This is a genomic window from Curtobacterium sp. 9128, assembly GCF_007673775.1.
Classification (GTDB): domain Bacteria; phylum Actinomycetota; class Actinomycetes; order Actinomycetales; family Microbacteriaceae; genus Curtobacterium.
The window spans coordinates 18,223-33,618 of sequence record NZ_VEAF01000004.1 but is presented as its reverse complement, the minus strand read 5'-3'; the positions used below and the strand labels follow the sequence as shown (position 1 = coordinate 33,618).

Here is a 15,396-nt window from a genome sequence, read left to right as displayed (position 1 = left end):
AGCCTTACCTCACCGCTTCCGTCGACCTCCGCCGCGTGGGGTTTGATGGTTCTCATGAACCTGCTCTCCGTCGACGGCCTGGCCGCGGTGACGAACGTGCTCGACCTCGCCGGGGTCTTCGCGTCCGCGCTCCTCGGTGGTGCGGTCGCCCGGGCGATGGGTCTCGACCTGTTCGGGTTCCTCGTCGTCGGGTTCGTGTCCGGCCTCGGCGGCGGCATGCTGCGCGACGTCCTGCTGCAGAACGGTCCCCCGGTCGCGCTCACCGACCCGCTCTACGTGCCGATCGCGGTGGCGGGGGCGCTCGTGGCGTTCTTCGTGTCGTTCTCCGAGCGCGGATGGGACCGCCTGTTCACGTTCCTCGACGCCGCCGTCATAGGGTTCTGGGCGGTGGTCGGGGTGCAGCGGACCTTCGACGCGGGCCTCGAGTGGCCGGCCGCCATCATCATGGGCACCATCACGGCCGTCGGCGGCGGGGTCGGCCGCGACCTGCTGCTCCGTCGGGTCCCGGCGGTCTTCGGCGGCAACGCCCTCTACGCCTCGGTGGCCGTCGCGGCGTCGGCCGTGATGGTGATCGCGTCGGCGCTCGGCTCCCCCACCATCGGCATCGTGGCCGCCGTCGTGCTCTCGCTCGTCCTGCGGTGGGGCGCCGTGCGCTGGGGCTGGGGCCTGCCGAACGGCCGCAACTGGCAGCCGCAGTCCACCCTCGCCTCACTGCTGCGCCGCGGGCGGGGCATCCGTCCCGACGCCATCCGCGTGCTGCGCCGACCTGGTCGTCGACGCGGCTCCGGAGACGTGCACTCGCGGGGCACGCGCCCGGGCGACGACGGGCAGGACTGAGCACGGACGGCGCGGCAGCGTTCCCCACCGCGACCGCTGCGAGCAGAATGGACGGCAACCACATCTCCGCCCGGACGACGTCGACGTGACGGTGACCGGGCGCCGTCTGAATCAGGACCAGATGAGCGACGCCGCTTCCCCCGACGACCGTCAGACCGCCGCGCGGACCCCGAGGGCCGAGGTGCGCGAGCGCCTGCTCGTCGCCGGCGGTGAGCTCTTCGCGGAGCAGGGCGTCCACGAGGCGCGGCTCGACGACGTCGCCGCCCGCGCCGGGTTCAGCAAGGGCGCGGTCTACTCGAACTTCTCCTCGAAGGAGGACCTCGTCGCGCAGGTGATGCAGCGCGCCACGAACCTGGTGCTCGGCGCGCTCGAGGACCTCGTCCGCGAGGACATCGCCGCGACGGACATCGGCGACGTCGTCCGTGCCGCGTTCGGCCGGCACGACCAGCGCGCCCAGTTCGCCCTGCTGAGTGAGTTCCGCGGCTTCGCGCTCCGGCACCCGGAGCTGATGCCCGAGTTCGTCCGCCAGCGGCAGGTCCTGCAGGACGGCGTCCGCCGACTCGTCCTCCTCTGGTTCGGCGCACACCCAGAGGTCGACCCCGGGATGCCGCTCGACGCCCTCGCCACCACGCTCATCGCCACGAACGTCGGCATCGTGTTCGATGCACCGGCGCTCGACGGCGTGGACCCGGGCGAGGTCGTCGCGGCCCTCGTCGAGGCCGTCATCCGGCCCCGCTGACCCGAGGCTCCCGGCCCCGCCTGCCGTTCAGGCAGTCCGTTGGATCAGGCCCTCCGCGGGTCAGACCGTCCGGCGGCGCGGACCCTCGTGCGACCACGAGGACGACGGCAGCAGGCTCGGCGGCAGCAGGCGCGACCGCACCCGACGCGGCAGCCGGACCGATGCATCCAGGGCGACCCGAGCCTCCCGGACGGCCGTCGTCAGGGCACCGGTGTCGACCGAACCCGCTGACGCGTAGCGCTCCTGGTCGACTGCGTCGACGACGGTCTCGAGGAACGGCAGCACCGATGCCGGCACGGTCGACCGCAACCGTCCGAGGACGGCGCGCGCGGTCCTGGCGGCCGCGGCGGCGTCGCCGGGCGGTGCCAGTCCCGGGGCGTAGCCGTGGTCAGCGACGTCGTCGAGGAGCTCCCGCCACGCCGACACGGCCGGCGACCGCCCCGCGGCGACGGCGGCGAGCCGGGACCGCCGCCGGAGCGCGCGGACAGCGGCCGGCGCGACGAGGACGGCGAGCGCGACGAGGACGCCGACCGCGATGCCCCACGGGCCGCCGCTCGACCCGCCCGCTGACGCACCCGCGCCGGGAGCGGCCGAGGCGCTCGGCGTCGGTGTCGTGGTCGCGGAGGGCTCGGTCGACGAGTCCGGCTGCGGCAGCGGGGTCTCCGGAGCCGCGGCGCTCGGTGTCTGCGACGGTTCGGAGTCCGGCGTCGCCGCGGTGTCGGAGTCCGGCGTGGGCTCGAACGCGACCCAGCCGGCACCGGCGATGTAGAGCTCCGGCCACGAGTGCAGCTGCCGGTTCGACACCGCCCACTCGCCACCCTCCTGCGTGCCGCCGGCGCGGTACCCGACGGCGATCCTGGACGGGATGCCGAGCGTCCTGGCCATCACCGCCATCGCCGACGAGAAGTGCACGCAGTACCCCTCGCGCACCTGCAGGAACTTCGCGACGACGTCCATGCTGTCGCCGTCGTAGCCCTGCTGCACGGGGGCGGTCTCGGAGTAGGTGAAGAGGTCGCTGCGGAACCACTGCTCGATGGTCCGCGCCTTCTCGTAGTCGGTCGTCGCGCCACCGGCGACCCGTCGGGCCGTCGCCGCGATGCTCGACGGCAGGTCCTTCGGCAGCGCGAGGTCGGTGCGGAGCTGGGCCTTCGACGGCGTCGGGTAGCCGCGCCCGTCGAACGGCTCGAGGCGTCCGGCGGCGTCGATCGCGTCGAGGTACGCGTTCGCGAACGTCGACGCGCCGTACACCTCGTACGTGGCACCACGTCGGGTGGCCGGCCCGGTCGACCTGACCGTGTTCGAGTCCCCCATCCACCGCCACTGGTCGAGCTCGAGGTTCGTCGACTGCGACTGGATCGAGACCGCGCCGGAGGGCACCGGCAGGTAGTTGCTCGACAGTCCGGTGATCTGCACCGTGACGTCGCCGCGGGTGGCCACGCGGGGGTTCACCCCGACGGCCCACTGCTGCTGGTCCGCCGTCGGCGCGTTGCTGACGTCGGTGACCGTCGGCACCCAGTCCCCGGTGCCGAACTCGTCGAGGTCGGCCAGCTTCAGGTACTCCGGCTGCCCGTCCGACGTGCGGTAGCGGAACACCTCGAGCTCGCTCGGACGCCGGAGGTCCTGGCCGAGGTTGAGCAGCGTGCCCGGGCGTCCCGGTTGGATCGGCGCCTGGATAGCACCGGTGACCCCGGAGAGCCAGCTGGCGTTCAGCGGGACGACCGTCGGCAGGCCGATCGCGACCACCAGCGCGACGGCGCCGACCACGACGGCGGGGAGGGCACGCTGGACCGGCCGGACCGACAGCCACAGCAGCGCGAGGAACACCAGGGCGGTGACGACCACGAGCCCGGTGCTCGCCGGGGTGCCCGTGACGACGCCGGGGACGATGAGGATCACGAGCGCCGGCGCTGCCGCGAGGGCCGCGGCCGGGGCCACCGTCGCGAGGAACAGGGACGCTGCCGCCACCCAGGCGATCGCCACCGTCACGACCAACCGGATCGCGTCGGTCTGCGGCAGCGGGGCGGGGTTCAGCCGGATCGCCGCGATCGTCTGCCCGAGCGCGCCGTCGCCGTCGATCCACCCGAGCGGCTGGATGTCGTTCACCAGGGCTGCTGCGCACGAACACGCGACGAGGGTGCCCACGAGGGCGATGAAGCGGACGCCGGGTGGCCGGCGGCGGACCGACAGGACCACCCCGACGAGCACGACGACGATGGCGAGGGCAGAGGTCCACCAGGCGATGCCCTGCACGAGGGGACGGAACGCCAGCGCCGCCACGAGGACGGGCACCGGAGCGAGCAGGACCACCCACGGGGACACCGCCGGTCGGTCGTCCGGGCGGTCGAGGATCGCGCGCACGTCGGCACGACCACGCGCCGGTCGCGTGTCCTGCGCGGTCACCGCACGCCTCCCGATCCGACCACCGGCACGACGAGGGTCCGCCACCCACCGCGGTCGAGGATCCCTCGCACCACCGGGTCGGGGGGCACGATCGTCGCCAGGATCCCGCGGCTCGAACCGGACGTCGACGAGACGAGTTCCGCGGCCTGCTCGGCGGTGCAGTGGCCGGTGACGACGGCCGTCATCCCGTGCACGTCGCGCCCGCGGACGTCGGGGAGCACGTCGGTCACCGGACGGGCGTCGCCGCGGAGCCGGACGTCCGCGAGCCCGACGAGGACGTCCGTGAGTCCCCCGGCGTCGCCCGTGTGGCGCGTGGCACCGCCGAGGTCGTCGGTCACCAGGACCACCCGGGAGGTCCGTGCCGCGAGGGCCCTCGCCACGCTCGCCGCGACGACGACGGCGTGCTCGAACGCGGCGTCGCCACCGAGGTCCGCGAGCTCGGCGAGGTCGTCGCGCCCGAGCTGCTGGTACGACTCGCGGCGCAGGTCGAGCGCGATCACGGCCTCCGGCGGCTGGGCCTGCGTGGTCTGCCGGACGTGCAGTTCGCCGCGGCGGGCGCTCTGTGCCCAGTGCACGCGGCGGATGGGGTCGCCGGGTCGGTACGGCCGGAGCTCGCTGTCGTCGGCGGACCCGCCCTGGCCCACACGGCCCTCGTCCGCGGACACGGCTCCGGCGAGCGCCCCGGTGTCGATCGCGGACAGCGCGGTCGACGCCGGCACGACGACGACCTCCTCGGGCGCGACGACGGGTCGGTCGATGCGGAGCAGGCCGAAGGGGTCCTCGACGCGGATCGTCACCGGCCCGACCACGGTGCGGCCGCGGTGCATCGCGAGTGCCTCGACGTCGAACACCGCGGGGGGCAGAGTCGGACCGACCTCGACGAGGGCCTCGGCGTCGGAGACGCTGGCGAAGGCGTCGTCGAGCTGTTCCCGGACGAGCAGGGTCGAGCGCGGCCCGATCGGCATCGACGTCCCACGCAGGGTGATCCGCTCGCGGTAGACCTCGCCGACCTGCACCATCGCGCGCGGAGCGGCCCGCGAGCCCCGGAGCGGCGCGGCGACGACGAAGGCCATCGCGATGCCGAGCACCACGAGCACGAGCAGCAGGAGTCCCGCGGAGACGGCGACGCTCGTGGTCGCGACGAGGCCGCCCCCGACGAGCCCGATGCCGACCGCGATGACCGACCAGCCACGTGCGGTCGGCCGCGGGAACGGGGTCCGCCGGAGCATCGCGAGACCGCGTCGCGTCCACCGCTCCGACACCGAGCGCGCCGCCCCCGCACGGCGGAGCAGCGACGACGGCGTGGACGAGGACGACATCAGGACCGGACGGGCGCGGCGGTGAAGGGCACGGCCGTCTCGGCGACGACACGGACCACGATCTCGCGTGCGGTGTCCTCCGCCGAGCCGCCGAGGCCACGGGCGACGGGCACGAGGCGGTGCGCGAGGACGATCGGCGCGAGCTCGGCGACGTCGTCGGGGGTCACGAACGGTCGGGCCTGCAGCGCGGCGTGGGCCCGGGCCGCCTGGGCCAGGTGGAGCGTGGCTCGCGGGCTGGCGCCGAGCACGAGGTCCGGGTGCGTCCGGGTCGCGCGCACGATGGCCACGATGTACGCCTCGACGTCGGCGGCGACGTGCACCTGCCGGACCGCGGCGATCATCGCGCGGAGCATCGCGACGTCGACGATCGGCCGCACGGACGTCAGCGGGTCGCGGCCACCGCGGGCGGTGAGCATCCGACGCTCGGCCTCGGCACTCGGGTACCCCATCGCGATGCGCGCCATGAAGCGGTCGCGCTGGGCCTCGGGCAGCGGGTAGGTGCCCTCCATGTCGACCGGGTTCTGGGTGGCGACAATCATGAACGGCGACTCGAGCGTGCGGGTGACGCCGTCCACGGTGACCTGGGACTCGGCCATCGCCTCGAGCAACGCCGACTGCGTCTTCGGGCTGGTGCGGTTGATCTCGTCACCGATGACGACGTTGGCGAACACCGGCCCCGGCGAGAACCGGAACGTGCCGGACGACTGGTCGAAGATGTTCACCCCGGTGACGTCGGACGGCAGCATGTCGGAGGTGAACTGGATGCGGTTCACGGTGCCGCCGACGCTGGCGCCGAGCGCCTTCGCGAGCACGGTCTTGCCGACACCCGGGACGTCCTCGACCAGCAGGTGTCCCTCGGCCAGCATGACGGTCAGCGCGGTGCGGATCGCGTCGGTCTTGCCGTCGACCACCGTGGCCACGGCGGACATGATCGCCGCCCCGGCGTCACGGACCTGGTCGACGGGGATGGCGAGGTCGGGGGCGTCGGGCACGCAGGGCTCCTCAGGGAAGGGGGCAGTGGTCCGCGCATGCTACCTCGGCCTGGTGACAGCAGCCGGAGGATGTGTCACCGACCGCACCCGGCCGGAACCGTCCTCGGGAACTCAGTGCGGCAGGGGCATCGAACCGAGCGACCACATCGCGACGCCGTGCAGACCGAGCTCCTGCGCGAGCGCCGTCCGGACCCGGTACGACCGGGCGTCGGACCAGTGCAGCTCCCGGCCGTCGTCGAGCGTCGCCGACCACTCGCCGTCCCGGTCGGACCACCGTGCCGCACCAGCGGCGAGCCGACGGGCAGCGGCCGGAGCGACGGGTGCGTCACCGGCACCCGGCCCCCAGGCGTACCCGTACGACGCGATGCCGAGGTCGATCCGGTCGGCGCGGAGCCCCTGGGCCACTGCGGCCCGGACGACGCGCGACGTCCACGGCAGCGCGCCGATCGCACCGGGACCGCTCCACGGACCGTGCTGGTCGTAGGTCATGAGGACGAACCGGTCCACCGGACCTGCCAGCGCCGCCAGGTCGTAGCCGGTGTCCCGGAACCCGGCCGCCGAGGTCGAGGCCATCACCGCCATCGACACACCGGCGTCGTCGCCGAGGCGGTCGTGCACGGCAGAACGCACCGCGGCGGCGAACGCGACGAGCCCGGCGCGGTCGCGAGGCCGGAGGGACTCGAGGTCGATCTGCACCCCGTGCATCCCGGCCCGGTCGGCCGCCGCGGCGACCAGTCGGGCGACTCGGTCCCGGTGTGCCGGGGAGGCCAGCAGCGCCGTCCCGATCTCCGGGGAGAAGTCCCCGAGCGCCGCGGAGTAGTTGCTGACGAGGAGCTCCGACCCGCTGCCCGCCGCTCGGGCCAGTCCGGCGAGCCCGTCGGGGACGTCGTCGAGCCCGGAGCCGTCGGCGGTCACCGTGACTCCGTCGATGCCGATCGTCGTCGCGACCGGGACGGCGTCACGCACACGCTGCACCGCGGCAGCTCCCCCGGGTTCGACGTAGGCCTCGATCCGGAGGCCCCGCTCGGCCTGACAGCCGCTCAGCAGCAGCCCGGCGACGGCCAGCACAGCGACGAGACCAGCACCACGGAGCACGTGGCCACCGTAGCGGGTGCGGGAGGAGGGTCAGCGGGCTGCGTGCTCCGCCCGCTCGACGACGTGTTCGCTCTCGAGTCGTTCCACGGCCGTCGCGAGTTCGTCGAGCTCCGGGACCTCGTGCGCCTCGGCGAGCGCCGCCTCCAGTGCGCGTGCGTGGACGGGCGCCGCGCGGTCGACGAGCGCGGAGCCCGCCGAGGTGAGCTCGGTGTAGAGCCCGCGACGGTCGTCCGCACAGAGCACCCGGGTCAGGAGCGCCCGCTCCTCCAGCCGGTTCACGAGGCGCGTCGTGGCGCTCGCGCTGAGGGCCGCGGCGCGGGCGAGCTGCTGCATCCGCATGTGGAACCCGTCCTGCCGCCGGAGCGCGTCGAGCACGGTGTACTCGACGACGGACAGGTCGACCTCGCGGAGGGCTCGCTCGAGGTGCGCGTCGATGAGCCCGTGCAACGCCCCGAGGGTGCGCCAGCCGTGCGCGCGGACCGCGACCGCGGTGTCGTCGATGCTCATGGGGCCTCACAGGTGCTCGAGAACGGGAAGTTGCAGGCGCGGACAGTTGCTTGCGCCGATACCTGGCGTGTGCAACCATCTATCCCGCGCGTGCAACTGCAAGCGTACGCGGCACGTCCGCGATGACAGCAGGAGGAGGACCACGCATGCCCGCTGGACTCATCGCCCTCGCCCTCGGTGGCTTCGGCATCGGTCTGACCGAGTTCGTCATCACGGGCCTGCTGCCCGAGGTGGCGGCGGACTTCGGCGTCTCCGAGACCACTGCCGGTTGGCTCGTCACGGGCTACGCACTCGCCGTCATCGTCGGCGCGCTCGGCCTCACCGCCGCGACGACACGGTTGCCACGGAAGGCGGTGCTCATCGGGCTCCTCGTGCTGTTCGTGATCGGCAACACGCTCTCGGCCCTCGCGCCGACGTACGGCGTGATGATGACCGGCCGCGTGGTCGCCGCGCTCTGCCACGGCGCGTTCTTCGGCATCGGCGCGGTCGTCGCGTCGGAGATGGTGGCGCGGGAGAAGCGAGCCTCCGCGGTCGCCCTGATGTTCACCGGCCTCACCGCGTCGAACGTGCTCGGTGTGCCGTTCGGCACGTTCCTCGGACAGGCGCTGGGCTGGCGTGCCACGTTCTGGGCGATCGCCGCGATCGGCGTCGTCGCCCTGATCGGCGTCGCCGTCCTCGTCCCCGCGCCGGAGTCGACGACGGCACCGTCACTCGCGCGGGAGCTCGGTGCGTTCCGCTCCGGGCAGGTGTGGTTGTCGCTCGGTGTCACGGTGCTCGGCTACGGCGGCATGTTCGGCGCGTTCACCTACATCGCGTACACCCTCACCGCGGTCTCCGGGTTCACGTCCGCGGCGGTCCCGTGGCTGCTGGTCGTGTTCGGTCTCGGCCTGTTCGTCGGCAACTGGGCCGGTGGTCGGCTCGCCGCGCGCTCGATCGACGGCACGCTCATCGCCGTGCTCGCCGGTCTGACGGTCGTCTTGGCGCTCTTCGCCGCCGTCGCGTCGAACCCCGTCCTCACCGTCGTGGCGCTCGTGCTCATGGGGGCGTTCGGCTTCGCCACCGTGCCGGCACTGCAGACCCGGGTGATGCAGTACGCCGACCACGCCCCCACCCTGGCGAGCGGAGCGAACATCGCCGCGTTCAACCTCGGCAACGCGTTCGGCGCGTGGGTCGGCGGGCTCACCATCGCGGCCGGACTCGGCTACACCTCGCCTATCTGGGCGGGCGCGGCGATCACGCTCGCCGGACTCGCGCTCGTCGCCGTCGCCGCGTCGGCGGCGCGGCACGGCCGAGCCGCGCACCGCCCGTCGGCGGCGACGACCGGGAGCGTCCGGACCGTCGCCTGAGCGGCAACCACACCCGGACAGGAGGCTCGGCGCACGACGCGTGCCGAGCCTCCCGTCCGTCTCGTGGTCACCGGCACGACGCACAGCCGACCGGACTACCGTCGGCGACAGGTGACCCCAGGACCCAGGCCGCCGGAACGATCTCTCGTCCGCAGCCGACCGGAAGTCCCCATGTACCCGAGTACCCGCACCGTCCCTCACACGCACCGGGTGGGCACCCGATGACCGCGCACGCCGCGGTCCGGTGGACCGAGACGGCCGACGGACGCTGGGTGGGGTCGTCCGGTCCCGAGCTCGTCGGTGTGGTGTCGTGGCACCACGGGTACGCCGTCCGGTCCGCCGACGGCGCGGTCCGGGGGCAGCACAGCACCCTGGACAGTGCGAAGGCGCAGCTCGAGGGCTGGGTGCGCTGGATCGACTCCGTCCAGGGCTAGGGCCGGCCACCCCCGATCGGGGGACACGCACGTCCGCCGTTCGTCCGACTGCCTGAGCGCACCGACAGGTCTAGCGTCTGTTGCGTGCGGCAACGACGCCGCACGGTGACGAATCGAGCATCATGCAACGACGGATGAAGCAACTCGTCGCGATCGCGCTGAGCGCCGGTGTCGTGGGAGCACTCGTGCCCGCGGTCGCCGCCCAGGCGGTCACGACGAGCGACACCCCGGACTTCGGGAGCAACGTCAAGATCTACAGCCCCTCGACCCCGGCCTCCACGATCCAGGCCGACGTCGACGCCGCCTTCAACGCGCAGCTCCGCAGCACCACCGCGCAGTTCGGGTCGCAGCGGTACGCCTTCCTCTTCAAGCCCGGCAGCTACGGCCGGGTCTGGGCCAACCTCGGGTTCTACACGTCGGTCGCCGGCCTCGGGAAGAACCCCGACGACGTGACGATCAACGGCGCGGTGAACGTCGACTCCGGCTGGAACGCCGGTGACGAGAAGAACGCGACGCAGAACTTCTGGCGATCGGTCGAGAACCTGGCGATCGTCCCCGAGGGCGGCACCGACCGCTGGGCCGTGTCCCAGGCGGCGCCGATGCGTCGGGTCCACGTCGAGGGGAACCTGACGATGGGCCCCTCCAACCAGGACGGCGGCCAGGGCTACTCGTCGGGCGGGTACATCGCCGACACGAAGGTCGACGGGACCGTCACCTCCGGGTCGCAGCAGCAGTGGTACACCCGCAACTCGGCCATCGGGTCGTGGCAGGGCGGCAACTGGAACATGACGTTCTCCGGCGTGCAGGGCGCACCCGCGAACGACTTCTCGAAGAGCTACACGACCCTGTCCACCACACCGACGACCCGCGAGAAGCCCTACCTCTACGTCGACTCGTCGAACAAGTACCACGTGTTCGTGCCGTCGCTGAAGCAGAACTCCAGCGGCGTGACCTGGCCGAACACCGCCGGGACCGACATCCCGATGCGCAACTTCTACGTCGCGCACCCCGGTGACTCCGCGGCGACGATCAACAGTGCGCTCGCGCAGGGACTCAACCTGTTCTTCACGCCGGGCACGTACCAGCTCGACTCCGCCATCGCGGTCACGCGCCCGGACACCGTGATCACGGGCATCGGCTTCCCGACGCTCGTCCCCACCCGCGGGAACGCCGTGCTGACGTCCTCCGACGTCGCCGGGGTGAACGTGTCGAACCTCGTCGTGGACGCGGGGTCGCAGAACAGTGCCCAGCTCATCCGGCTCGGGACGAGCGGCTCGCACGTCGACCACGCCGCAGACCCGCAGAGCATCCAGGACGTGTTCTTCCGCGTCGGCTCGAGCATCCAGGGCAAGGCGACGACGACCCTCCAGGTGAACGCGGACGACACCCTCGTCGACCACATCTGGGCGTGGCGCGCCGACCACGGTGGTGCTGCGACCGGATGGACCGTCAACACCGGCGCCACCGGGGTCGAGGTGAACGGCAACGACGTCCTGGCGACCGGACTGTTCGTCGAGCACTACCAGAAGTACGAGGTGCAGTGGAACGGCAACAACGGGAAGACGATCTTCTTCCAGAACGAGATGCCGTACGACGTACCGGACAACGCCTCGTGGCAGAGCCCGACCGGCGCCGGCTACGCCGCGTACAAGGTCGCGTCGAACGTCACGAACCACGAGATCTGGGGCGGCGGCGTCTACTGCTTCTTCAACACGAACCCCGCGGTGCACGCCGACCGGGCGTTCGAGGTGCCGCAGACCGCCGGCGTCCGTGCCCACGGGCTCGTGACGGTGTCCCTGGGCGACACGGGCACGATCTCGAGCGTCATCAACGGGGTCGGTGGGGCCGTGCCGACGCCGGCGGGCAACACCGCGCCGAACCGACTGGCGTCGTACAACTGAGCCGCGTCGGGCCATCGGCCCGGGTCGAGCGATCGACCCGGGCCGGGCTCGGGTCGAGCAACTGAGGAGGACACCGATGCACAGCATCACGAACCACCGTCGCGCGGTCGCACTCGTGGTCGCCGGCGCCGCGGCAGCGGCGCTCGGGCTGACGCCCACGCTGACCGCCAGCGCACCGGCGAACGCCGCGAGCGGTGACGTCATCTGGTCGCAGGACTTCGACGGTCCCGCCGGCAGCGCACCCGACCGGTCGGTCTGGACCAACGAGACCGGCGGCGGAGGCTGGGGCAACAACGAGCTCGAGAACTACACCGACTCGCGCGACAACTCCGCACTCGACGGCCAGGGCAACCTCGTCATCACCGCGAAGCGCGAGTCGGACGGCTCGTACACCAGCGCCCGTCTGACCACGCAGGGCAAGTACACGCCGCAGTACGGCCGGGTCGAGGCCCGCATCCAGATCCCGCGCGGTCAGGGCATATGGCCGGCGTTCTGGATGCTCGGCGCCGACCTCCCCCAGGTCGGCTGGCCGAACTCCGGCGAGGTCGACGTCATGGAGAACGTCGGCTACGAACCCGCGACCGTCCACGGCACCGTGCACGGCCCTGGCTACTCGGGAGGCCAGGGCATCACGTCGAGCTACCAGCACCCGCAGGGATGGTCCTTCGCCGACACGTTCCACACGTTCGCGGTGGACTGGAAGCCGGGGTCGATCACCTGGTCGGTGGACGGTGTGGCCTACAAGACGGTGACACCCGCGGACACGGGCAGCAACCCGTGGGTCTTCGACAAGCCGTTCTTCATCGTGCTGAACCTGGCGGTCGGCGGGAACTGGCCGGGCTCCCCGGACGGCACCACGCAGTTCCCCCAGCAGATGAAGATCGATTACGTCCGGGTGATCGACAACTCCTGAGCGGTACCCGCCCACTGATCGACACCGATGGCCAGCTGCGTCCCACGCGGCTGGCCATCGGTCGTTCCGGACGCCTGTCGGACGCTCGGCTGGCAGCCGTCGGGGAAACGACGAGACCCCCTGCGGAACAGGGGGTCTCGGTGAGTGCGGAGACGGAGGGATTTGAACCCTCGGTCCCCGAAAGGGGACTCCACCTTAGCAGGGTGGTGCACTCGGCCTGACTATGCGACGTCTCCATGCGCCCTCGCGGACGCTCACACCACCATACAGGAGGACGGGCTGCGTCACGACCCGGCACGTCGACCGCCACGCACGACCGGTCCCCCGAAGTGGGGACAGGTCAGGGTTGTGGTGCTGTACCCCGGTGATTAGTCTCATCGGGACGCGGCGATCACGTTCCGGGGCTCCACCCCGTTGTCGCGACACAGCACCCAGCGTCGCTCCCGGCCTGGACCCGGCTCGCCCGATGTCCGGCGTCTGCCGGTGAGCGACTCCGCGGGGGCGTGGCCACGGTCACGTCCCCGCTTCTTCGTCGGCGGGCAGCGCCAGCACGGAGGCCTCCGCGGCGTGCCGGGCGCCGGCCGCGTGCTACGAGCCGGCACCTGGCACGCGCTACGAGCCGAACGCCTTCGAGCAGGTCTGCTGCGCCGCGGACTGCCCCTGCAACCCGTCGATCGTGTCGGAGGTGGCCGGGGCCGACGGCGTCGCAGCGCCAGCGCCGGCCGCGGGGGTCGACGGGGCCGCAGCTGCCGAGGACGGGTCGGCCGCGGGAGCGGACGGGTCGGACGACGGGGACGCCGAGGCAGTCGGGTCCGCTTCGGACCCGATGCCCGTGCTCCCGGCACCGAGGGAGAACGACTCGTCCGCCTTGATCCTGTCGAAGAGCTGCTCTGCGAGGTACTTCGTCGGCTGCACCTTGCCCGCGTAGACACCCGTGCCGCCGGTCGTGCCCGGGTACTGCACGAAGTTGACCTTGTCGAGCGGCAGGTCCTGCAGCGCTCGACCCATCTGCACCATCGTCCCGAGGTCGTTGAGGCTCTGCGAGAGCTGCATGTTCGAGGCGGCCGCGCGGGCGAGCTTGTAGAGCGTCGTCGGCGAGGTCAGCGTCTCGTTCGACTTCACCGTGCGGAGGAGCGACGACAGGAAGACCTGCTGGCTCGAGATCCGCCCCAGGTCCGAGCCGTCACCGACACCGTGCCGCGTCCGGAGGAACTCGAGCGCCTGCGACCCCTGCAGCGTCGTCGTCCCGGCGGGCAGGTCGAGCCCGGTGTACCGGTCGTGGATGGGCGACGCGACGCAGACGGGTACGCCGCCGATCGCGTTCGACATCTCGATGACGCCGTTGAAGGACACGGCCGCCGAGTACTGCACGTCGAGGCCGGTCAACCCCTGCACGGTCTGCACGACGCAGTTGAGGCCGCCTTCGCCCCAGGCGCTGTTGATCGGCTGCGCCGCCATCGCCGGGGTCGATCCGGAGCCGTCGGGCTTCTGGCACGCGGGGATCGGCGTGACGAGGTCGCGCGGGATGCTCACCGCGGTCGCGTTCGTGTGGTCGGCGGAGACGTGCAGCAGGATGTTGACGTCGTTGAGCGTGGCATCGCGTTCGCCGTACTCCAGGCCCTGGGCTGGGTCGTTGTCGGTGCCGACCACGAGCATGGTGAAGCCGCCCTGGTACGCGCTGAGGACGTTCCCGGCCGGCTTGGCCTGCGACACGGGCTGACCCTGGATCCGCACGCCCTCACCGAGGTCGTCGCTCACCTGCTTCGCCGCGATGGCTGCGACCGACGCCGAGCTGACGAGGGCGACGGCCACCACGCCGGAGAGCACCTTCGCGACGGTGCCGAAGGGCGAGCGGCGGCGGAGACGTCCGTGACGGGCGATCCCGTTGGCTCGGTTGAGTCGGTGGGATCGATCACGAACGTCGTTCACGGGCACTCCTGTCGTCTGCGGACACGATGGCGGCGTCGTCCTGTTCGACACCGCGGCGACCCCCGCGACGGCAGGCACGTCATGCGACCTGCTGCACCGGTGCCGCGGAGACGGCAACCGGACAAGGCTGCCACAGGACTGCCTGACGAATCAGTGTGCAACCGGAGAGAGAGTGCGGAGAAGCCCACCTTCACGGGGCAGACGGAGCAGCACGCTCCTGCCGTCAGGCCGGTACCGCGGCACGGAACCGGTCCGGCAGCGCCACCAGCAGGTCACCGAGTTCGAGGACGAGCCGGGTGCACTCCTGGCGGTCGCCTCGCATCGCCGCCGTCCGCGCGGCGTCGGCCAGCGTCTGCCGGCGACGGCGGTCCACCACCGCGTCGATGCCGTTCGCGACCGCGACGTCGTCCGTGAAGAACATGTCGAGCACGGGGCGCTGGGACGCCACCCAGTCCGCACTGACGGAGGCGCCGGTGCGTCGGAGCAACCACGCGGACAGCTCGACGAACGCCCCGGCTTCGCTCATGCACTCCCGGATCCAGAACGGGTCGAAGCGCTCAGCGGGAGCGTCCGCGGTCACCGGCGGCTCGGCGAGCATCGTGCACGCCACCCGGATGCGTTCCTTCATCTGGTCGACCGACCACTGGGCGATCACGACCCCCACGTACCGCTGCACCGAGACGAGCCGGAGCATCTCGAGCGGGACGAGGGCTTCTCGGACCGGGGTCCGGGACACGCGCATGTCGTCCGCCAGGGTGTCGAGCCGGAGCCGCTGTCCCCGCCGGTACTCGCCACGGAGGATGCGGTCGAGCAGTCGGAAGAAGACGGCGTCGCGGAGGAGGCTGCGCGGCACGCCCAGCGGATCGAGCGGGCTGTCAGCGATCATGGCGGGACTCTGCGCTCGCGAGCCCGGGTGTTCGTCGTACCCCATGTGCCGACCTTCACGCATCGGCGCCACCGCCGCGGCCGAGCCACCGCGTTCGG

General features: G+C 72.2%; 13 protein-coding genes and 1 tRNA gene. 6 read left to right on the top strand and 8 right to left on the bottom strand.

The genetic code is table 11. From position 1 onward, the window contains the following. The first annotated feature begins 54 nt into the window (after positions 1-54). Positions 55-837, top strand: coding sequence for a trimeric intracellular cation channel family protein (locus FS641_RS08990; protein WP_144762981.1), 783 nt, complete (start codon positions 55-57; stop codon positions 835-837). A gap of 121 nt (positions 838-958) precedes the next feature. Then, positions 959-1,576, top strand: a complete 618-nt coding sequence (locus tag FS641_RS08985; RefSeq protein WP_144762979.1) for a TetR/AcrR family transcriptional regulator — start codon at positions 959-961, stop codon at positions 1,574-1,576. Positions 1,577-1,636: 60 nt separating this feature from the next. Here FS641_RS08985 and FS641_RS08980 read toward each other — a convergent pair whose 3' ends face one another. The 5 genes from FS641_RS08980 to FS641_RS08960 form a co-directional block, all read right to left on the bottom strand. Then, a complete protein-coding gene (locus tag FS641_RS08980; protein WP_144762977.1) occupies positions 1,637-3,976 on the bottom strand; it encodes a DUF3488 and transglutaminase-like domain-containing protein in 2,340 nt (779 codons plus the stop codon). Further along, complete coding sequence (locus tag FS641_RS08975) at positions 3,973-5,295, bottom strand: DUF58 domain-containing protein (protein ID WP_144762975.1); 1,323 nt, start codon at positions 5,293-5,295, stop codon at positions 3,973-3,975. Before FS641_RS08975 ends, FS641_RS08980 begins: the two co-directional genes overlap by 4 nt. Then, the gene (locus FS641_RS08970) at positions 5,295-6,287 is read right to left on the bottom strand and encodes an AAA family ATPase (RefSeq protein ID WP_395879275.1); all 993 of its coding nucleotides are present in this window, start codon (positions 6,285-6,287) and stop codon (positions 5,295-5,297) included. The genes FS641_RS08975 and FS641_RS08970 overlap by 1 nt, the downstream gene beginning before the upstream one ends. A gap of 111 nt (positions 6,288-6,398) precedes the next feature. After that, a complete protein-coding gene (locus FS641_RS08965) occupies positions 6,399-7,382 on the bottom strand; it encodes a glycosyl hydrolase family 18 protein (protein WP_144762973.1) in 984 nt (327 codons plus the stop codon). Positions 7,383-7,412: 30 nt separating this feature from the next. Beyond that, the gene (locus tag FS641_RS08960; protein ID WP_144762971.1) at positions 7,413-7,889 is read right to left on the bottom strand and encodes a MarR family winged helix-turn-helix transcriptional regulator; all 477 of its coding nucleotides are present in this window, start codon (positions 7,887-7,889) and stop codon (positions 7,413-7,415) included. A 146-nt stretch (positions 7,890-8,035) separates the two neighbouring features. Between FS641_RS08960 and FS641_RS08955 the strand changes: the two genes are divergently transcribed. The 4 genes from FS641_RS08955 (at position 8,036) to FS641_RS08940 (ending at position 12,483) form a co-directional block, all read left to right on the top strand. After that, positions 8,036-9,235: an MFS transporter gene (locus FS641_RS08955; RefSeq protein WP_144762969.1), complete on the top strand. Its 1,200-nt coding sequence runs from the start codon at positions 8,036-8,038 to the stop codon at positions 9,233-9,235. A 221-nt stretch (positions 9,236-9,456) separates the two neighbouring features. Further along, a complete protein-coding gene (locus tag FS641_RS08950; RefSeq protein WP_144762967.1) occupies positions 9,457-9,669 on the top strand; it encodes a hypothetical protein in 213 nt (70 codons plus the stop codon). Positions 9,670-9,803: 134 nt separating this feature from the next. Next, entirely contained in the window at positions 9,804-11,570 is a 1,767-nt protein-coding gene (locus FS641_RS08945; protein WP_144762965.1) for a hypothetical protein, read from the top strand. 76 nt (positions 11,571-11,646) lie between these two features. Then, positions 11,647-12,483 carry a family 16 glycosylhydrolase gene (locus FS641_RS08940; RefSeq protein WP_144762963.1) on the top strand — a complete coding sequence of 279 codons (837 nt, stop codon included), beginning with the start codon at positions 11,647-11,649 and terminating at the stop codon, positions 12,481-12,483. Between the two features lie 147 nt (positions 12,484-12,630). On the opposite strand, the gene FS641_RS08935 is transcribed toward FS641_RS08940, so the two are convergent. From FS641_RS08935 to FS641_RS08925, 3 genes are all read right to left on the bottom strand, one after another. Further along, positions 12,631-12,719, bottom strand: a tRNA-Ser gene (locus tag FS641_RS08935). Between the two features lie 376 nt (positions 12,720-13,095). Continuing rightward, positions 13,096-14,412 carry an LCP family protein gene (locus FS641_RS08930; RefSeq protein ID WP_144762961.1) on the bottom strand — a complete coding sequence of 439 codons (1,317 nt, stop codon included), beginning with the start codon at positions 14,410-14,412 and terminating at the stop codon, positions 13,096-13,098. A 223-nt stretch (positions 14,413-14,635) separates the two neighbouring features. Further along, positions 14,636-15,298 (bottom strand): GntR family transcriptional regulator, encoded by a 663-nt coding sequence (locus FS641_RS08925; RefSeq protein ID WP_186317670.1) that lies wholly within the window; start codon positions 15,296-15,298, stop codon positions 14,636-14,638. Positions 15,299-15,396 lie beyond the last annotated feature (98 nt).